This is a genomic window from Paraburkholderia sp. GW821-FHT02A12 (assembly GCF_059422005.1).
Window position 1 is genome coordinate 4,135,825 of the sequence record NZ_JBWKWA010000001.1, and the last position, 19,459, is coordinate 4,155,283.

Sequence of the window (19,459 nt, forward strand, 5' to 3'; positions counted from 1 at the left end):
CGTCTATTGCAAGCAAATGGCCCAATACGTCTTCACCATGAACCGGGTCGGCAAAATCGTGCCGCCCAAGCGTCAAATCCTGAAAGACATCTCGCTGTCGTTTTTCCCCGGCGCGAAAATCGGTTTGCTCGGCCTGAACGGCTCGGGCAAGTCGACGCTGATCCGCATCATGGCCGGTGTGGACAAGGACATCGAAGGCGAAGCCACGCCGATGCCGAACCTGAACATCGGCTATCTGCCGCAGGAGCCGCAACTCGATCCGAACAAGACGGTGCGTGAAGCGGTCGAAGAAGGTCTCGGCGACGTCTTCAACGCGCAAAAGAAGCTCGACGAAATCTACGCCGCCTACGCGGAGCCGGACGCCGACTTCGACGCGCTCGCGGCCGAACAGGCGAAGTATGAAGCGATCCTCGCCACCAGCGAGGGCGGCAACGCGGAACAGCAGATCGAAATCGCCGCCGACGCGCTGCGTCTGCCGGCATGGGACGCGAAGATCGAGCATCTGTCGGGCGGCGAAAAGCGCCGCGTCGCGCTGTGCAAGCTGCTGCTCGAAAAGCCGGACATGCTGCTGCTCGACGAGCCGACCAACCACCTGGACGCGGAATCGGTCGACTGGCTCGAACAGTTCCTGACGCGCTTTCCGGGCACCGTCGTCGCCGTCACTCATGATCGCTACTTCCTCGATAACGCGGCCGAGTGGATTCTCGAACTCGACCGCGGCTACGGCATTCCGTGGAAGGGCAATTACAGCAGCTGGCTCGACCAGAAAGAAGAGCGGCTGAAGCAGGAAGAGTCGTCGGAATCGGCGCGCCAGAAGGCGATCAAGAAGGAACTGGAGTGGGTGCGCCAGAACCCGAAGGGCCGTCAGGCGAAGTCGAAGGCGCGTATCGCGCGCTTCGAGGAACTGAACAGCCAGGACTACCAGAAGCGCAACGAAACCCAGGAAATCTTCATTCCGGTCGGCGACCGTCTCGGCAATGAAGTGATCGAATTCAAGAACGTCAGCAAGTCGTATGGCGACCGTTTGCTGCTCGACAACGTCAGCTTCAAGATTCCGGCGGGCGCGATCGTCGGCATCATCGGGCCGAACGGTGCGGGTAAGTCGACGCTGTTCCGCATGCTGACCGGCCGCGAACAGCCGGATTCGGGCGAGATCGTGCAAGGACCGACGGTCAAGCTCGCGTACGTGGACCAAAGCCGCGACGCTTTGGACGGTTCGAAGACCGTGTTCGAAGAGATCTCCGGCGGTGCTGACGTGCTGACGGTCGGCAAGTACGAAACGCCGTCGCGTGCGTATATCGGCCGCTTCAACTTCAAGGGCGGCGATCAGCAGAAGGTCGTCGGCAATCTGTCGGGTGGCGAGCGCGGCCGGCTGCATCTGGCCAAGACGCTGATCGCCGGCGGCAACGTGCTGCTGCTGGATGAACCGTCGAACGACCTCGACGTCGAAACGCTGCGCGCGCTCGAAGACGCGTTGCTGGAATTCGCCGGCTCCGTGCTGGTGATCTCGCACGATCGCTGGTTCCTCGACCGGATCGCGACGCACATCATCGCGTTCGAAGGCGATTCGCAAGTCACGCTCTTCGACGGCAATTACCAGGAATACGAAGCGGACAAGCGTGCGCGTCTGGGCGAAGAAGGCGCGCGTCCGAAGCGCCTGCGTTACAAGCCGATCACACGGTAAATCCCGGAAGCGACGGCCTGCTCGCCGGCTAATGAGCGGGCCGCGCTGCAAACCCCGCTTTGCAGGCCATTTCACGGGGTGTTTGCAAACCTCCGCAGTTCATCGGCTCGCGTTATTTCCAGACGCCGCACGGCCAGGCGGCGACCGGTGCTTGCCGAGATGGGAATTTGCGCGATCCGAAGTTCTCGGTGCAAGAAAGTCTGCTGACGCGTCTCGCCACCGGTTCAAACCTTAAACCGGCAGACCCAGCTCGCGCAGTTTCGCTTCGGTTTGCACGGCGCTGGTGTGATGCACGCCGTACCAGCCGAGTGCCGTTGCGGCCTCGGCGTTTTTCAGATTGTCGTCGATGAAAATCAGTTCGGCTGGCTGGATGCCCGGCAATTGCAGCTCGATGCGCCGACGCATTTCCGCGAAGATCGCCGGATCGGGCTTCACCAGCTTCACCCGCCCCGACACGACGATATCGCGAAACCGCTGCAGCACCGGGTAATGCTCCCACGCATACGGAAAGGTTTCCGCCGACCAGTTCGTCAGCCCGAACAAAGGCACGCCGACGGCCTCGAGTTTTTCCATCGTCGCCACGCCCTCTTCCAGCACGCCCGCCAGCATCTCGTGCCAACGCTCGTAGAACGCGCGGATCAACGGCTCGTGATCGGGAAACTTCGCGATCAGCTCGTCCGTCGCCTCGACGATCGGCTGGCCGCCGTCCTGACGGACCACCCAGTCCATCGAACAGACGTGGGTCAGAAACCAGCGGCGCTCAGTTTCGTCCGGAATCAAATGGCGATACAGATACTCGGGGCTCCAGTCGATCAGCACGCCGCCGAAATCGAACACCACTGCCTTGATGGCCATGCACTCTCCGTCTGTACGTCAGTGAATAGCGCCGCTGCGGTCAGACCGGTTGCGTGCGCAGTTCCAGCCACGCCTTCGCGTCGCCCGACACATGCGGCGACAGGCGCGTGCGCACCGTCTCATGATAGGCGTTCAGCCACGCGCGTTCGTCGTCGCGCAGCAGCGACAGATCGAGGCAACGCGTGTCGATCGGGCACAGCGTCAGCGTCTCGAACCTGAGGAAATCGCCGAACCCGGTTTTCTCAGCGGGTACGTTCAGCACCAGGTTTTCGATCCGCACACCCCACTTGCCCGGCCGGTAAATGCCCGGCTCGACCGAGGTGATCATGCCCTCTTCCATCGCGGTCCACGGTTCGGCCGGCGCGTAGTGCGAGATCACCTGCGGGCCCTCGTGCACGTTCAGGAAGTAGCCCACGCCGTGACCCGTGCCGTGACCGTAATCGGCGCCGGCTTCCCAGATCGGCGCGCGGGCGATCGCGTCGAGCATCGGCGAACGGATGCCGCGCGGGAATTGCGCGCGCGACAGCGCCATCGTGCCTTTCAGCACGATCGTGAAATCGCGCCGTTGCTCATCGCTGACGGTGCCGACCGGCACGACGCGGGTGATATCGGTCGTGCCGCTCAGATATTGCGCACCGGAATCGATCAGCAAAAGGCCGTTGCCTTCGATGACCGAATGCGATTCTTCGGTGGCGCGATAGTGCGGCATCGCACCGTTCGCGTTGAAGCCGGCGATGGTCGCAAAGCTCAGCGACACAAAGCCAGGACGGCGCGCACGCGCAGCCGTCAGGCGTTCGTCGATGGTCAGTTCAGTGACCGTTTCACGGCCGAGCGCGCTTTCGAACCACGCGAAAAACTCCGCGAGCGCCGCGCCGTCCTGCTCCATCGTTTCGCGCACATGTTCCGCTTCGGCTTCGGTCTTGCGCGATTTGAAGAACGTGGACGGATTGACTGCCTCGACGACCTTTACCGCCGACGGCACCGATTGCAGCGAGCCATAAGTGATCCGGAGCGGGTCGATCAGCAGCGTGCTGCCGGCGGGCAGCGCGGCGAGCGCATCCGCCGCCTGCGCATACGGCTCGACGCTGATGCCGTCACGCGCGAGAGCGTCGGCCAGCGCTTGCGGCACCTTGCCGTCGGCGACGAAGAGCGACGCCTGCTCCAGACCGATCAGCGCATGCGCGACGAACACCGGGTTGTAGCTGACGTCGGCGCCACGCAGATTCAGCAGCCACGCGAGGTCGTCGAGCGTGGAGATGAAGTGCCATTGCGCGCCCTTCTCCGCCATTGCGCGGCGAATCTGCGCGAGCTTATCCGAACGGGCGAGGCCCGCGTGCGGCGCCGCGTGCTCGAACACGGCGGCGGCCGGCAACGACGGACGCTGCGGCCAGATCGCGTCGAACAGATCGACGTCGGTGCGCAGCTTCACGCCGCGCGCGGTGAGCGCCTGGGTCAAGGCGCGCGCCGCCGCCACGCCGAGCACCGCGCCGTCGACGCCGACCGTGCCGCCCGTCGCAACGTTCTGCGCAAGCCAGTCGAAATGCGGCGCGGTCTGCTGGCCGCCGGTCATCTTCATCAACTGCACGCCGGTGCCGACGAGTTGCACGTTGGCCTGTTCCCAATAGCGGCTGTCGGTCCAGACGCCCGCGAAATCGGCGGTCACGATCAACGTACCGGCCGAGCCGGTGAAACCCGACAACCACTGCCGGCCCTGCCAGCGGCCAGGCAGATATTCGGACAGATGCGGATCCGCGGACGGCACGAGGTAGGCGGCCACGCCTTCGCGCGCCATTGCGCGGCGCAATGTGGCGAGCCGTTCGGGAATGGAAGAGGTTTCGGGGAGTCGGGCATTCATCGGAGTCACCTGCAAATATTCATCGACGGGAAAGCAAGCCGACCGTCACGGCAACGGCGATCAACGCAATGGCGGTGCACACCGGCCATTCGAGCGTATCACCATCGTGAAAGAGACCCACCACGTTGCCGGCCATCCGGGCGACAGCCGCGCCCAGCACGCCCGCCAGCAACGCCAGCCACCATTGCGCGCGGCTCGAGCGGCGCAGCGGATGCAGCCACCAGCCCGTGAGGCCGATCACCGCGCCGAGCACTACGATTCCGGGCCATCCCATCAGCGATCGGCCTCACGCATTTTCAGAATCGTCTCATGGCCGCACGGCACCTGGGCAGTTAGCATTTTTGTCTCTTTCACTATATAGGTCTGCACGGCGCTTTCCGCATAGCGGTCGAGTTTAGGGGGCGGGGTGATGTTAGGCAAGCTGTAAGCCTTACGAAGAAGCCTAGCGCCGGTGCGTGGCCTGCTGACAAGGCGTCATGCGAATCGCCCTTATCGAGCCGGACTTGCGTCACGCTGAACTGGTTGGCCGGCTGATCTTTGCCGGCGGCCATGCCTGCCAGCACTTCGCCGCCAGCGCGCCGTTCCTGAGCTGCGCCGCCGACGAATTCTTCGATCTTCTCCTCACCGAAAGCTGGGCCGGCGATCGCTCCGCCGAAGACGTGATTCCACGCGTCCGTTCCATTCTGCCGAGCCTGCCGGTGATCGTCCTGATCTCGGAGCCGCGCGAAAGCCAGATCGTCGCCGCGCTGCACGCCGGCGCGGACGACTGCCTGACCAAGCCGGTTCGCGGACCGGAAATGCTGGCGCGAGTCGACGCGCTGCTGCGCCGTGCAGGCCTGCGGCGCCCGCAGAACCGGCGGCGCAATGTCATCGGCGGCTATGCGTTCGACGCCGCACAGTTCTCCGTCACGTTCCGTGGCCAGACTGTGACACTGACGCCAAAGGAATATCGCTTTGCGCTGCTGCTGTTTGCCAATCTGTCGCGGCCGGTATCGCGCGCGCATATTCTCGAAACCGTGTGGACGCGTCGCCGTGACGAAAAGTCGCGCACCGTCGACACTCATGCCTCGCGCGTGCGGACCAAATTGCAACTGCGCCTCGAGCACGGCTATTGCCTGACGCCGCTCTACGGCTACGGCTACCAGCTCGACGCAGTCCCGCCGGAAGACGTTGTGGAGGCCGGTGAGGCGAGCAGAATGAAAGAATCGTGAAAACGCTATAATATTGGGCTAAACCATAGCTCCCCATATGCAGCTTCTAACGATCGGAATCAATCACCACACTGCGCCTGTCGCCTTGCGCGAACGCGTGGCGTTTCCGCTCGAACAGATCAAGCCTGCATTGGACACCTTCAAGAGCGCCTGGCTCGGCCGCACCGCCCGTACGGCGCCGGAGGCGGCGATCCTGTCCACCTGCAACCGCACCGAACTCTACTGCGCGACCGACGACCAGGCCGCGCGCGAAGCCGCGATCCAGTGGTTCTCGAAGTACCACAACCTGCCGGTCAACGAACTCGCGCCGCACGTGTATGCGCTGCCGCAGTCGGAAGCCGTGCGCCACGCGTTCCGCGTCGCGTCGGGGCTGGATTCGATGGTGCTCGGCGAGACGCAAATCGTCGGACAAATGAAGGATGCGGTGCGCACCGCATCCGAAGCGGGCGCGCTCGGCACGTATCTGAACCAGTTGTTCCAGCGCACCTTCGCCGTCGCGAAGGAAGTGCGCAGCACGACCGAAATCGGCGCGCAGTCGGTTTCCATGGCGGCGGCCGCCGTGCGGCTCGCCCAGCGTATTTTCGACAAGGTTTCGAACCAGCGCGTGCTGTTCATCGGCGCGGGCGAAATGATCGAGCTGTGCGCAACCCACTTCGCCGCCCAGCAGCCGCGCGAACTGGTGGTCGCGAACCGCACCGCCGAGCGCGGCACGCGCCTCGCCGAACGCTTCAACGGGCGCGCCATTCCGCTGTCGGAACTGCCCACGCGGATGCACGAGTTCGACATCATCGTGTCGTGCACCGCTTCGACCTTGCCGATCATCGGTCTGGGCGCCATGGAACGGGCGGTGAAAGCACGCCGTCACCGGCCGATTTTCATGGTCGATCTGGCTGTGCCGCGCGACATCGAACCTGAAGTCGGCCAGCTCGAAGACGTGTTCCTCTACACCGTCGACGACCTCGGCGCGATCGTCCGCGAAGGCAATGCTTCGCGGCAAGCCGCGGTCGCGCAAGCCGAAGCGATCATCGATACGCGCGTGCAGAATTTCATGCAATGGCTCGACGCGCGCAGCATCGTGCCAGTGATCCGTCATATGCACACGCAGGCCGACGTGCTGCGCCGCGCCGAAGTCGAACGCGCGCAGAAAATGCTCGCGCGCGGCGACGATCCGGCCGCGGTGCTCGAGGCGCTGTCGCAATCGCTCACCAACAAGCTGATCCACGGGCCGACGCACGCGTTGAATCGCGCGAGCAGCGAAAACCGTGACACGCTCATCGAACTGATGAGCGGCTTCTACAAACACTCCGGCTCTTCGGAGCGTTAGCGGCGCAGCCACTGCCGCGCCGTCCGCGCCACGCGAAGTGGCCCGCGACGTGCTTCTGTTCAGGGCATCTGCCCACTTCCCTAGTCGTCGTCCTTTCCGGAGCCCGCTCCGAAACCCGTCCGATGAAAACGAGCATGCAACGCAAGCTCGACCAGCTCACTACCCGGCTGGCCGAACTGAATGACCTGTTGAGCCGCGCGGACATCACCGCGAATCTCGACCAATACCGCAAGCTCACGCGCGAACACGCCGAGCTCGGGCCGGTCGTCGAACACTACGCGCTGTGGCGCCAGGCAATGAACGACGCGGCGACCGCGCAGGACCTGCTGGCGGACACGTCGATGCGCGACTTCGCCGAAGATGAAATCCGCGCGGCGCGCGAGCGGATGGACAGGCTCGGCGCGGAATTGCAAAAAATGCTGCTGCCGAAAGACCCGAACGACGACCGCAACATCTTCCTCGAAATCCGCGCCGGCACCGGCGGCGACGAATCCGCGCTGTTCGCGGGCGACTTGCTGCGCATGTATCTGCGCTTTGCCGAACGCAATCGCTGGCAGGTGGAGATGATGTCGGCGAGCGAATCGGATCTCGGCGGCTATAAGGAAGTGATCGTGCGGATCGCCGGCGAAGCGGCCTATTCGAAACTCAAGTTCGAGTCCGGCGGCCATCGCGTGCAACGCGTGCCGGCGACCGAAACGCAGGGCCGCATTCATACCTCGGCGTGCACGGTCGCGGTGATGCCGGAAGCGGACGAAATCGGCGAAGTCGAGATCAATCCGGCTGATCTGCGGATCGACACATTCCGCGCGTCCGGCGCGGGCGGGCAGCACATCAACAAGACCGATTCGGCCGTGCGTGTCACGCACTTGCCGACCGGGATCGTCGTCGAATGTCAGGACGACCGTTCGCAGCACAAGAACAAGGATCGCGCGCTGAAGGTGCTGGCCGCGCGCATCAAGGACAAGCAGGCGCACGAGCAGCAGGCGAAGGAAGCGGCCACGCGCAAGAACCTGATCGGCTCGGGCGATCGCTCGGAACGGATTCGCACGTACAACTTCCCGCAAGGGCGTCTGACGGATCACCGGATCAACCTCACGCTGTATCGGCTCGACGCGATCATGGACGGCGATCTCGACGAATTGATCGCGGCGCTCGTCAGCGAACATCAGGCGGAGTTGCTGGCTTCGCTGGGCGACGCGGACTAAGCGCGGATGAGTCCGGATACGCCCGCCGCGCTGTTGCGCGCCTCGCCCCTGCCGCCGCTCGAAGCGCGCATTCTGCTGACGCACGTGCTTGGCTGGCGGCGCACCGAATTGATTACGCGCAGCGACGATGCACTGGACGCGGCTGCGGTCGCCCTCTACCAGGCGCTGGAAGCGCGGCGCGTAGCCGGCGAGCCGGTGGCGCAACTGGTCGGAGCGCGGGAGTTTTTCGGGCTCGACTTCGACGTCACGCCGGACGTGCTGATACCGCGTCCCGAAACCGAACTGCTGGTCGAAACCGCATTGGCGGCGATGGAAGGGATCTCGCGGCCGCGTGTGCTCGATCTCGGCACCGGTACCGGCGCGATCGCAGTGGCGATTGCGTCGACGCGGCCGGACGCGCGGGTCTGGGCACTGGACCGTTCCGCCGAAGCGCTAGGGGTCGCCACACGCAATGCCACGCGTCTGCTCGACGCCCGGCGTCCGGGCGGCGCTTTGGTGCTCACGCAAAGCAATTGGTACGAGGCGCTCGACGCCACGCTGCGCTTCGACGTCATCATCAGTAATCCGCCTTATATAGCGAGCGGCGACCCGCACCTGTCCGAAGGCGATCTGCGCTTCGAACCGCGCGGCGCGCTCACCGACGAAGCCGACGGTCTCAGCGCGATCCGCGCGATCGTAGCCGGCGCGCCAACACGTTTGAGCGCCGACGGCGTATTGTGGATCGAACACGGTTACGATCAGGCAGAAGCCGTCCGCGCGCTGCTTTCGGCACAAGGATTCGCAGAAGTACGCTCGGAGCAGGATCTCGCCGGCATCGAACGGATCAGCGGCGGGCGGTTGCCCGGTTGAGCTTGCCGGCCTCATGGACACGAAGACGAAGGCCGTGAAGCCAACGCAGCCCTCGGCCGGTCTTACCGAAATCCGCTATCATTTCAGCCTATCCCCTACACATACCGAAACCGCAAGGTCAGTCATGGATACGCAACAACGCATCAAGCAAATCGTCGACGAAAACAATGTCGTGCTCTTCATGAAGGGCACCGCCCAGTTCCCGATGTGCGGCTTTTCCGGCCGCGCCATCCAGATCCTGAAGGCGTGCGGCGTCGGTGAAATCAAAACCGTCAACGTTCTCGAAGACGACGAAGTCCGCCAGGGCATCAAGCAGTTCTCGAACTGGCCGACCATTCCGCAGCTCTACGTGAAGGGCGAGTTCATCGGCGGTTCGGACATCATGATGGAGATGTACGAATCGGGCGAACTGCAGCAGCTGTTTGCCGCGGCCTGAACGGCCGCCGTCCGAACGTCTGCTTCACGCACCTCCACGCGATAAGGCGCCGCAAGCCATGGAAACACACGCTGCGGCGCCACGTCGGCTGATCGTCGCGATCACCGGCGCGACCGGCGCCATCTACGGCATCCGGTTGCTCGAGACGTTGCGCAAACTGGGCGGCGTCGAGAGCCACCTGCTGATTTCGAGCGCCGGCTGGCTCAATATCCAGCACGAACTCCAGCTGAGCAAAGAAGACGTGCATCCGCTCGCGGATGTTGTCCATTCGGTCCGCGACGTCGGCGCGAGCATCGCGTCCGGTTCGTTTGCGACCGACGGCATGGTGGTCGCCCCTTGCTCGATGAAAACGCTGGCCAGCGTCGCGCACGGCCTTTCCGACAATCTGATCACCCGCGCCGCCGATGTCACGCTGAAAGAACGCCGCCGCCTCGTACTTCTGGTACGCGAAACGCCGTTCAACCTTGCGCATCTGCGCAACATGACTGCGGTCACCGAAATGGGCGGCGTGATCTTTCCGCCGTTGCCTGCCTTCTACAACCAGCCGGCTTCGATCGACGAAATGGTCGATCACACAGTGGCTCGCGTGCTGGATCTGTTCGCGCTCGGCCCGGCGCTGTCGCCGGCGTGGCGGGGATTGCGCGGCGCTCAGGAATAGTTGCCGCCTCCCATGCGCTGGCGCCATACGGTGTCGCGTCATGCCGCGTTGCGTCGATTAATAACAGTCACGACACAATCAATTCTCTTTTCACCCGTTTATCAAACGCCGGTGCGGACCTATATTGGTAGCAACCCAACCTCTGCGCCGCGCTCACGCGGCGGTGTTGCTGCCATGAACCGATTACCGTCGCTTTTCCTCTCCCACGGCGCGCCCACGCTGCCGATCGACCCGTCGCTGCCGTCCGCCGAATTCGGCGCGCTGTCGGCGCAATTGCCGCGTCCGGAGGCCGTACTCATGCTGTCGGCCCACTGGGGGACGGCGCAGCCGGTGGCGAGCACGTCCACCGCGCCTGAGACCATCCACGATTTCTACGGTTTTCCGCGTCAGCTGTACGAGATTCAGTACCCGGCTCCGGGCGCGCCCGACGTGGCGCGCCGCGCCGCTGTGCTGCTCGGCGAGCACGGCATTCTCGCCGGTGCCGAGCCGCACGGACTCGACCACGGCGCATGGGTGCCGATGCTGCTGATGTTTCCGCACGCCGACGTGCCGGTCGCGCAGTTGTCGATCCAGCCGCACATGGACGCCGCGCACCATTTCCGCGTCGGGCGAGCGCTACGCTCGCTGAAGGACGACGGCGTGATGGTGATCGGCTCGGGCCAGATCACGCACAACCTGCGCGCCGCCGACTTTTCCGCGCGGCCGGAAGACGCCGATCCGCGCGTCGCCGAATTCACCGATTGGTTCGAGGCCAGGCTCGCCGCGCACGACGTCGACGCATTGCTCGACTACCGCCGCCAGGCGCCGCACGCGGTGCTGATGCATCCGACCGACGAGCATCTGCTGCCGGTATTCGCGGCGCTCGGCGCGGCCGACGACGATTATTCGCTGGCAATCCAGTCGCTCGGGACCTACCAGCGATCGTTGGCCATGACGAACTATGTGTTCGGCACCGCCTGACTGAAATAAGGGCGCAACAACAACGCACCAACGACGCAACAACGAAAAAGCCCGCCTGAGCAACTCAGGCGGGCTTTTTTCGTCATGCCCTGCCGGACCGCGATCCGGCGGGCAGGATCAGCGCGGCAACTTAATGCACGCTCATGCTTTCGAGCACTTCGTCGTGCTGCTCACGCTCGTCCAGATACTCCGAGCGATAGCCGGTATTCACGCCCCAGTAGTAGAACACCAGCGAGAATGCGATCACCACCAGCATGTCCCAGCCGTACGGCAGGATGCCGTGGCCGCCGAACTCCTTGCTGCCGATCAGCGACAGGAGCGCCATCACCGGCAGATAGGCCACCAGCCACCAGGCTGCCTTCAGATCGCGGTTCCAGCCGCTGAAGCCGGATTTCGCCTGGAAGTAGAAGTACACCGGCAGCGCAACGACCATCAGCAGAATGATTTCGCCGGTCAGCGGCCACTTCGCCCAGTACAGGATCAGCGACGCGCAGACGAACGCGAACGGCGCGATCACCTTCATGCCCGGAATGTGCAGCGGACGCTCCAGATCCGTAGCCGAGCGGCGCAGCGCCATCAGGCTGATCGGGCCGGTCAGGTACGAAATCACGGTCGCGACCGAAATCACCGCCGCCAGCGAACTCCAGCCGCGGAAGAAGAACAGGAAAATGAACGACACCAGCAGGTTGAACCACATAGCCTGACGCGGCACGCCGTAGAACGGGTGCACGTTGCCGAACATCTTCGGCATCGTATTGTTGCGCTCCATCGCGTAGATCATGCGCGAGGTGGTCGCCATATAGGTCGTGCCGGTGCCGCTCGGACTCACGAACGCGTCGACGTACAGCAGGATCGCCAGCCAGTTCAGGTTCAGCGCGATCGCCAGTTCGGCAAACGGCGATGCGAAGTTGAAGTGGCCCCAGCCTTTCAGCACGTCGCTCGGGTTCACCGCGCCGATGTACGCAACCTGCAGCAGCACGTAGATCACCAACGCCAGCAGGATCGAACCGATCACCGCGAACGGCACGCTTTTGGCCGGATTGCGCGCTTCACCGGCGAGGTTGATCGGGCTCTGGAAACCGTTGAACGCGAACACAATGCCGCTCGTCGCCACCGCCGTCAGCACAGCCGACCAGCCGTACGGCGCGAAAGTGCTCACTTCGCCGAAGTTTTCCTTGTGGAAGCCCGTCAGCATCAGGCCGGCGATCGTCGCACCCGGAATGAGGAACTTGAAGATCGTAATCGCCGAATTGGCGCGCGCGAACAGCTTGACGCCCCAATAGTTCAGCAGGAAGTAAATGATCACCAATGCGGCGGACAGCAAGAGCCCATTGGTTGTTAGCTCTCCGTTCACGAATAGCGCGTGCGCCCAGGGATACGGCCACGTGCTCATATATTGAATGGATGCTTCTGCCTCGATCGGAATCACCGAAACAATGGCGATCCAGTTGGCCCACGCGCTGATGAAGCCAACCAGCGCGCCGTGCGAATAGCGCGCATAGCGCACCATGCCGCCGGACTCCGGGAACATCGCGCCGAGTTCGGCATAGGTCAACGCAATCGCGAGAATCACGACCGCACCGATTACCCATGCGCAAATGGCAGCCGGCCCAGCAATTTTTGCAGCCTTCCACGCGCCGAACAGCCAGCCCGAGCCGATGATCGAACCCAGGCCGGTCAGCAGCAGCGCGAACGGCCCGATGTTCCGTTGTATAGAACTTTTCACGTCTTCTCCTGTGTCGACCGGAGTTAGTGCTTTAGCGCTTACTCCGGTCCCATGCAAGTTGCAGCCAGAACCATGTCGGCACCGCGTGACATCGCTTGTGGCGCTGGATACGAGGTGACGCTCATGCATGCGCGACCGGTGCAACCGGTGCGCGGCGCGTAGTTTAACGGTTGCACCCTGCCGCTGCAGCAGAACTAAGGGTTCTCCCTAGCAAAATTTTGAGATGAATAGCAAGGTTTGTAAGCGACTTTTGCTCTCATCTGCCAAAATTTTGTAAAGATGTGGGGAGACTGTTGACCTTCTCTCGAAATCGCCGTATAACGTTCGGGCAGGATTTCAAGCGGCGAGTGAATTGGTCTTTCGTAGTTCGCCCATCAACGGTACTCCGGTTGGTCCCATTACCCCCTTCCTTGATTTTCATGCACCCATTGGGCTTCGGCCTTATTCACCATCTTTAGGAACAAGTAATATGGAAACCGGTACCGTCAAGTGGTTCAATGACGCAAAGGGCTTTGGCTTCATCACGCCGGACGGCGGCGGCGAAGATCTGTTCGCGCATTTCTCGGAAATCCGTACGGAAGGCTTCAAGACGCTGCAAGAAAACCAAAAGGTCACGTTTGAAGTGAAGACGGGCCCGAAGGGCAAGCAAGCTGCTAACATCAAGCCGGTGTAAGCAAGCACGCTTCCTTCTGGACGCAAAAAACCCCGCCTCGGCGGGGTTTTTTTATATCTGTTTCTATTAGGTAGACAGATTATCTTCGCGATATGCGACTGGTTATCCGAACACTCGCCGTGCGTGAATCCCAAGGCCTGTTGCAACGCTGGCGAGACGATCGCCGAATACCGCTTTCGCATCCGGAAAAGCCGCCGCCAATGCGCCGGACAGAAACGCCAGACCGGTCGAGCCGCCAGTGAAGTAAATCGCACTGACGTCGCGCGTGGCTACGCCGGCTGCCTGCACGGTGTCGCGCGCCGCCTGCACGATGCGCTGCGTCTCGTCCTGACCGGCCTTGATGAGCTGAGCTTCGTCGAACGCGAGGCGCAAGTCGTCTTCCACCTGATCGAGATCGATCACGGTCTCGCCGCCCGCCGCCACGCCGATCTTCGCCTCTTCCGCGTGCGCCGCCAGCGCATGCCCCAGGCGGCGCTCCACGACCCGCATCAGCCGGTCGTGATGCTTGACCTCGGTGAACAGATGCCGCATCAGCGCCAGCTCGCTGATGCGCTTCGGCGCGTAGACGGTATTGATCAGGTGCCAGGTCGCTAGATCGAAGTAGATCCGGTTCGGAATCTCGCGGCCTTCCGGATCGAGCGCCTGATAACCGAGTTCGCGCAGGATCGTCACGAGCTCGACGCGGCGGTCGAAGTCGGTGCCCGCGACATGCACGCCGTGATGGGCCAGCACGTCGTCTTTACGCTCGACGCGCTTCATCCGCTCCGGCCCGACCCGCACCAGTGAAAAGTCCGACGTACCGCCGCCGATGTCGGCCACCAGCACGAGGCCCTCTTCCGTCAGATGCGATTCGTAGTCGAACGCCGCGGCGATCGGCTCATACTGGAAGTGAATTTCGCGCAGGCCGACCGAGCGCGCCGCCGCTTCCAGCTGCTGCTGCGCCAGTTGGTCGGCGCGCGGATCGTCGTCGACGAAAAACACCGGGCGGCCCAGCACGGCGCGGTTAATCGGACCGCCCGCGCTGGCTTCAGCCGAGCGCTTCAGATGGTCGACGAAAATCGCGATCACGTCGGTGTACTTGATCGCCGAGCCGTCGCCCAGATCGGTCGAATTCTCGGCGAGCGGCGAGCCGAGAATGCTTTTCATCGAGCGCATCAGGCGGCCGTCGAAACCGTCGATGTAGGCCTCCAGCGCCGCGCGCCCGAATTCGCGGGTGTTTTCGTCGGTGTTGAAAAAGACCGCGGTCGGCAGCGTCGTGTAGGCGCCTTCGACCGGCGCAAGCCGCAGCGCAGCGCCGTCAGGCACGGCGACGGCCGAATTGGAAGTACCGAAGTCAATCGCGCAATAGTTCATGGCAGGAATCGCCGCTCACGGCTGGCGCGGACAGAAAGGAGAGCGGCTTTGTATCACGAAAGCCCAATTAGCATCAACCGACGCAGCGGGAACGGCCGCAATCATGACCAGGACCACTCTGCGGAACGAAAATTGCTCGTTCGGACAGGATACGCCGCCAATTTTCGAGAATCAGGAGACTTATAGCAATGAGCGCGCCGCCTTCCGCCTCTGTCCACGAAAAAACCTCCGCTGTCATCGAAACCGATCTCCCGTCGCGGCTCGACCGCTTGCCGTGGGGACGCTTCCATTCGCTGATCGTCGTGGCGCTGGGCGTGACCTGGCTGCTCGACGGCCTTGAAGTGACGTTGGCGGGCGCCGTGGCAAGTGCGTTGAAGTCTAGCCCGTCGTTGCACTTCACCAACGCCGAAGTGGGCCTCGCCGGCAGCGCGTACATTGCCGGCGCGGTGCTCGGCGCGCTCGGCTTCGGCTGGCTGACCGACCGCCTCGGCCGGCGCAAGCTGTTCTTCATCACGCTGACGCTTTATCTGGCCGCTACCGCGGTCACCGCGCTGTCGTGGAATCTCGCCAGCTTTCTGCTGTTTCGCTTTCTGACCGGGGCGGGCATCGGCGGCGAATACACTGCGATCAATTCGACGATCCAGGAATTCACCCCGGCGCGTGTGCGCGGCTGGACCGATCTGGGCATCAACGGCACGTTCTGGATCGGCGCGGGACTGGGCGCGGCGGGTTCGCTGGTACTGCTCGATCCGCATCTGCTGCCTGCCGACTGGGGCTGGCGCGCCTGCTTCTTTATCGGCGCGGTGCTGGCGCTGGCGATCCTGCCGATGCGCATGTGGGTGCCGGAAAGCCCGCGCTGGCTGCTCACGCACGGTGGCGAACACCACGCGCGCTCGATCGTCGAGGGCATCGAAACGCGTTTTCGCGACGGTGGCCACCAACTCGTGGACGACGGATTGACGGGGCTGCGCCTGCGCACGCGCGGGCATACGCCGCTACGCGAGGTGTTCGACACGCTGTTCAACCGGCATCGGCGCCGCGCGCTGGTCGGACTGTCGCTGATGACCGCGCAGGCGTTCTTCTACAACGCGATATTTTTCACCTACGCGCTGGTGCTCACCGATTTCTATCAGGTGCCGGGCGAGCGCATCGGCTGGTATCTGTTGCCGTTCGCGCTCGGCAACTTCCTCGGGCCGCTGGTGCTGGGCCGGCTCTTCGACGTGATCGGGCGGCGCAAGATGATCGCGGCCACCTACGCACTCTCCGCGATCCTGCTGACGCTGAGCGGCTATCTATTCGAACAGCAGTTACTGACCGTCGTCACGCAGACAATCGCGTGGATGGTGATCTTCTTTTTCGCGTCGGCCGCGGCCAGTTCTGCGTATCTGACGGTCAGCGAGTCCTTTCCGCTCGAAATCCGCGCCCTCGCGATCGCGGTGTTCTACGCGTTCGGCACGGCGCTCGGCGGCATCGCCGGCCCCGCCTTCTTTGGCCGGCTGATCGACACGCATCAGCGCAGCGAGGTGTATTTGGGCTATCTGGTCGGCTCGGGGCTGATGCTGGCGGCAGCGGTGATCGCCGCGATCTGGGGCGTCGATGCCGAGCGCAAATCGCTGGAGCATGTCGCCACGCCGCTTTCGGCCGTCACGGACGACATCGAATAAAAAAACGCGCGGTAAGCGCCGCGCGTTTCTCGGTACTGCGGTTGCGGGACGCTCAGAACGCCTTCTTCCAGCCGCCGCTATAAGCGATGTCGGCGAGCGGCAGACGCTGACGCACCGACTTCTCGCGTTCGCGCAACACCGGATCGAGTTTGTCGACGTCGCCATAATGGCCGAGCGAAATGATCGCAATCACCTCGACGTCGTCTGGCAACTTGAATGCCGCGCGAAACGCCTTCGCATCGAAGCCGCTCATCTGATGCGCGGCAAGACCGAGAGCGTGCGCCTGCAATACCAGCGACATCGCCGCCGCACCCGCATCGTACGACGCGCTACGGTTCACTTCTCCCTTGCTGGTCAGCGTGTGCGTGGTGACGGCGATCAGCACCGGCGCCGGCGCATTCCAACCCTGGTTGAACGGCACCAGCGTGGCGAACGCCTGCTTGAACGCCACTTCATCGGCACTGCGGTCGAATACGAGGAAACGCCACGGTTGCACGTTATACGACGACGGCGCCCAGCGTGCCGCTTCGAGAACCGCTTGCAGATGCTCACGGCTCACCAGCTCGCTCGAATACGCACGCGGGCTCCAGCGGCCTGCAATCAGCTCGTGAATGGCAACTGCGGTAGGGGCGGGTTTCTTGGTCATGCGCTTCTCTCAGTCGAAATTCATGATCGACGGGCGGCTTGCCCGGGCCACATAGCATAACCGGGCTTCGCCGCGCGCGCTCCATCAAGTGCGCAGTTAGATTTCACGTAGAGCGCGATGAAAAACGGCCCCGTGCGGGGCCGTTGGCGTTCCAGCGATTTGCTTTGATGCGCGGCGTCAGATCGCCTGCGGCTCCGGCACCCGCGCTGGCCGGTTGATGCGCAGCACGATCACGGCGGCGACCAGACACAAGCCGCCCGAAATCATCGACGCCACTGTATAGGTGCCGAGACTCGCGCGCAGCATGCCCGCGCCGAGCGCCGCGAACGCCGCGCCCAGCTGGTGACCGGCGACCACCCAGCCGAACACGACCGGGGCCGAATCCTTACCGTAGACGTCGGTGGCGAGACGCACGGTAGGCGGCACGGTGGCGATCCAGTCGAGCCCGTAGAACACCGCGAAGAGCGGCAGACCGAAAAAATCGATGCCGAACGCGTGCGGCAGATACATCAACGACAAGCCGCGCAGGCCGTAGTACCAGAACAGCAGCACGCGGCTATTGAAGCGGTCCGACAGCCAGCCCGACAATGTCGTGCCGAACAGGTCGAAGATGCCCATCGCGGCGAGCAGCGATGCGCCCTGCACTTCGGTCATCCCGTAGTCGCCGCACATGGCGATCAGATGCGTGCCGACGTAGCCGTTGGTGCTCGCGCCGCAAATGAAGAAGCTGAAGAACAGCAGCCAGAAATCGCGCGTCTTGCTGGCCATGGCAAGCGTGCCGAACGCAATGGCCAACGGATTCTGCTTCGTGACGGTGGCGGCAGCCGGCGCGTCATGCGGTTCGCCATACGGACGCAGCTTCATGTCGGCTGGGCGCTCCGGCAGCAGGAACACGACAAGCGGCAGCACGACAGCCGCCGCGAGGGCGACGACCCAGACGACCTGGCGCCAGCCGTAGTGCTGGGCGATGGCCGCAAGCATCGGCAGGAACACCAGTTGGCCGGTCGCCGAACTGGCCGTGAGAATGCCCATGACAAGACCACGGCGCGTGGTGAACCAGCGCGTGACGACCGTCGCCGACAGCGACAACGCCGCCACACCCGTCGAGCCGCCGACCATCACGCCCCAGATCAGCACCATCTGCCACGGATGCGTCATCAGCGACGACAGCGCGACACCCGCCGCCATCGTGCCGAGCGCGGCGAGCAGCGTCGGACGCACGCCGAAGCGCTGCATGGCCGCGGCCGCGAACGGCCCCATCAGGCCGTAAAGTGCGATGTTCACGGAAATCGCGAGCGAAATCGTCGCGCGGCTCCAGCCGAATTGATGCTCGAGCGGTACCATCATCACACTCGGCGTCGCTCGCGTGCCGGCCGCCGCGAGCAACACCAGAAACACCACCGCCACGGTCAACCAGCCGTAGTGGAAACGCCCGCCAATCAGTCTCGCTGCCCAGTTCATTGGTTCTCCAATCGACGCGTATCCCGCAGGCCGCGCCGTTTCGCATTGTTACGATTTCGGTAAAGGACTTGTGACAGACCGGTCACAATGGGTGTTGCGATATTAGTTACTGGTCGGTAACATGTCAAGGCGTCAATTCAATTCAGGTGGCACTCCATGTCCGACAGCGAAACCCCCAAGCCAGTTGGTGCACGGCGTGCGCGCGGCACGCAAACCGCCGGGCCGCAGGCACAGCAGCACTTGCTACGCGCCGCGGACGAGCTGTTCTATCGCGAGGGCGTGCGAACGGTGGGCGTCGACGCTGTGGTCGAGCGAGCGGGTGTGAACAAGATGAGTTTGTACCGCCAGTTTTCGTCGAAGGATGAACTGGTGCTGGCTTATCTGGAACGCAAGGACCAGCAGTTTTTCGGTTACGTCGAGAAGAGCTTTGCGAAGCATCCCGGCGAGCCGGCAAAGCAGCTCCAGCAGTATTTCGACGACCTGGCGGTGCGCGCGTCGCTGGACGACTACCGGGGCTGCCCGTTCGTGAATGTGTCGGTGGAGTTTCCAGACGCCTCGCATCCGGCACGCCAGTTCGTGTTTCGCAATAAGGAGCGGCTGATGGCGCGGCTCACGGAATTGACGACGGCTGCGGGCGCGGATGATCCGGTGGCCTTGGCGAACGCGCTCGGTTTGATAATCGAAGGCGTGTACGCCGCCAGCCAGACTTACGGGCCGGGCTGCGGGCCGATTCTCGCCGCGCCGAAGGTGGCGGCGCAGTTGATCGCCGCTTCATGCGGTTCGGCGCCTGCGGCTTGAACTTTTGAGCCACGGTGGGCCCGCTTTGGCCCGGCATTGGCCCGGCATTAGCTAGGTAATGACCACGTAATGACCCGGTAAGATAACGTTTTCTCTTCCGT

The 19,459-nt window shown here is 63.4% G+C and carries 19 protein-coding genes; 11 read left to right on the forward strand and 8 right to left on the reverse strand.

Features of this window, described 5'->3' with window-relative positions; genetic code table 11:
* The first annotated feature begins 16 nt into the window (after positions 1-16).
* Positions 17-1,684: an energy-dependent translational throttle protein EttA gene (gene ettA, locus AC07WT_RS19010; protein WP_492592235.1), complete on the forward strand. Its 1,668-nt coding sequence runs from the start codon at positions 17-19 to the stop codon at positions 1,682-1,684.
* Between the two features lie 231 nt (positions 1,685-1,915).
* Here ettA and AC07WT_RS19015 read toward each other — a convergent pair whose 3' ends face one another.
* The 4 genes from AC07WT_RS19015 to AC07WT_RS19030 are packed head-to-tail and all read right to left on the reverse strand — an operon-like array spanning position 1,916 to position 4,814.
* Positions 1,916-2,539 carry an HAD family hydrolase gene (locus tag AC07WT_RS19015; protein ID WP_494948108.1) on the reverse strand — a complete coding sequence of 208 codons (624 nt, stop codon included), beginning with the start codon at positions 2,537-2,539 and terminating at the stop codon, positions 1,916-1,918.
* A gap of 40 nt (positions 2,540-2,579) precedes the next feature.
* Positions 2,580-4,394: an aminopeptidase P family protein gene (locus AC07WT_RS19020; protein WP_494948109.1), complete on the reverse strand. Its 1,815-nt coding sequence runs from the start codon at positions 4,392-4,394 to the stop codon at positions 2,580-2,582.
* A 19-nt stretch (positions 4,395-4,413) separates the two neighbouring features.
* Positions 4,414-4,668: a hypothetical protein gene (locus AC07WT_RS19025; protein ID WP_494948110.1), complete on the reverse strand. Its 255-nt coding sequence runs from the start codon at positions 4,666-4,668 to the stop codon at positions 4,414-4,416.
* Entirely contained in the window at positions 4,668-4,814 is a 147-nt protein-coding gene (locus tag AC07WT_RS19030) for a hypothetical protein (RefSeq protein WP_494948111.1), read from the reverse strand. The genes AC07WT_RS19025 and AC07WT_RS19030 overlap by 1 nt, the downstream gene beginning before the upstream one ends.
* Before the next feature lie 56 nt (positions 4,815-4,870).
* Here AC07WT_RS19030 and AC07WT_RS19035 point away from each other — a divergent pair, with 56 nt between their 5' ends.
* From AC07WT_RS19035 to AC07WT_RS19065, 7 genes are all read left to right on the forward strand, one after another.
* Positions 4,871-5,605, forward strand: coding sequence for a response regulator transcription factor (locus AC07WT_RS19035; protein WP_494948112.1), 735 nt, complete (start codon positions 4,871-4,873; stop codon positions 5,603-5,605).
* Between the two features lie 37 nt (positions 5,606-5,642).
* Positions 5,643-6,929 carry a glutamyl-tRNA reductase gene (gene hemA / locus AC07WT_RS19040; RefSeq protein ID WP_494948113.1) on the forward strand — a complete coding sequence of 429 codons (1,287 nt, stop codon included), beginning with the start codon at positions 5,643-5,645 and terminating at the stop codon, positions 6,927-6,929.
* A gap of 122 nt (positions 6,930-7,051) precedes the next feature.
* Complete coding sequence (prfA, locus tag AC07WT_RS19045; RefSeq protein ID WP_494948114.1) at positions 7,052-8,134, forward strand: peptide chain release factor 1; 1,083 nt, start codon at positions 7,052-7,054, stop codon at positions 8,132-8,134.
* Between the two features lie 6 nt (positions 8,135-8,140).
* A complete protein-coding gene (gene prmC, locus AC07WT_RS19050; RefSeq protein ID WP_494948115.1) occupies positions 8,141-8,983 on the forward strand; it encodes a peptide chain release factor N(5)-glutamine methyltransferase in 843 nt (280 codons plus the stop codon).
* Positions 8,984-9,107: 124 nt separating this feature from the next.
* A complete protein-coding gene (gene grxD, locus AC07WT_RS19055; protein WP_175151192.1) occupies positions 9,108-9,419 on the forward strand; it encodes a Grx4 family monothiol glutaredoxin in 312 nt (103 codons plus the stop codon).
* Positions 9,420-9,477: 58 nt separating this feature from the next.
* A complete protein-coding gene (locus tag AC07WT_RS19060) occupies positions 9,478-10,077 on the forward strand; it encodes a UbiX family flavin prenyltransferase (protein ID WP_492592227.1) in 600 nt (199 codons plus the stop codon).
* A 174-nt stretch (positions 10,078-10,251) separates the two neighbouring features.
* Positions 10,252-11,037: a DODA-type extradiol aromatic ring-opening family dioxygenase gene (locus AC07WT_RS19065; RefSeq protein ID WP_494948116.1), complete on the forward strand. Its 786-nt coding sequence runs from the start codon at positions 10,252-10,254 to the stop codon at positions 11,035-11,037.
* A 130-nt stretch (positions 11,038-11,167) separates the two neighbouring features.
* Here AC07WT_RS19065 and AC07WT_RS19070 read toward each other — a convergent pair whose 3' ends face one another.
* The gene (locus tag AC07WT_RS19070) at positions 11,168-12,763 is read right to left on the reverse strand and encodes an APC family permease (RefSeq protein ID WP_494948117.1); all 1,596 of its coding nucleotides are present in this window, start codon (positions 12,761-12,763) and stop codon (positions 11,168-11,170) included.
* Positions 12,764-13,232: 469 nt separating this feature from the next.
* Here AC07WT_RS19070 and AC07WT_RS19075 point away from each other — a divergent pair, with 469 nt between their 5' ends.
* The gene (locus tag AC07WT_RS19075; RefSeq protein ID WP_007180251.1) at positions 13,233-13,436 is read left to right on the forward strand and encodes a cold-shock protein; all 204 of its coding nucleotides are present in this window, start codon (positions 13,233-13,235) and stop codon (positions 13,434-13,436) included.
* A gap of 102 nt (positions 13,437-13,538) precedes the next feature.
* On the opposite strand, the gene AC07WT_RS19080 is transcribed toward AC07WT_RS19075, so the two are convergent.
* Positions 13,539-14,789, reverse strand: coding sequence for an Hsp70 family protein (locus AC07WT_RS19080; protein WP_494948118.1), 1,251 nt, complete (start codon positions 14,787-14,789; stop codon positions 13,539-13,541).
* 188 nt (positions 14,790-14,977) lie between these two features.
* Between AC07WT_RS19080 and AC07WT_RS19085 the strand changes: the two genes are divergently transcribed.
* Entirely contained in the window at positions 14,978-16,453 is a 1,476-nt protein-coding gene (locus AC07WT_RS19085) for an MFS transporter (protein WP_494948119.1), read from the forward strand.
* Between the two features lie 52 nt (positions 16,454-16,505).
* Here the strand turns inward: AC07WT_RS19085 and AC07WT_RS19090 are convergent, their stop codons facing one another.
* Positions 16,506-17,099 (reverse strand): nitroreductase family protein, encoded by a 594-nt coding sequence (locus tag AC07WT_RS19090; protein WP_492592222.1) that lies wholly within the window; start codon positions 17,097-17,099, stop codon positions 16,506-16,508.
* Positions 17,100-17,276: 177 nt separating this feature from the next.
* On the reverse strand, positions 17,277-18,560 hold the full coding sequence (locus tag AC07WT_RS19095) for an MFS transporter (RefSeq protein ID WP_494948120.1): 1,284 nt from the start codon (positions 18,558-18,560) through the stop codon (positions 17,277-17,279).
* A 156-nt stretch (positions 18,561-18,716) separates the two neighbouring features.
* Between AC07WT_RS19095 and AC07WT_RS19100 the strand changes: the two genes are divergently transcribed.
* Complete coding sequence (locus AC07WT_RS19100) at positions 18,717-19,358, forward strand: TetR/AcrR family transcriptional regulator (protein ID WP_494948121.1); 642 nt, start codon at positions 18,717-18,719, stop codon at positions 19,356-19,358.
* Positions 19,359-19,459: the final 101 nt, after the last annotated feature.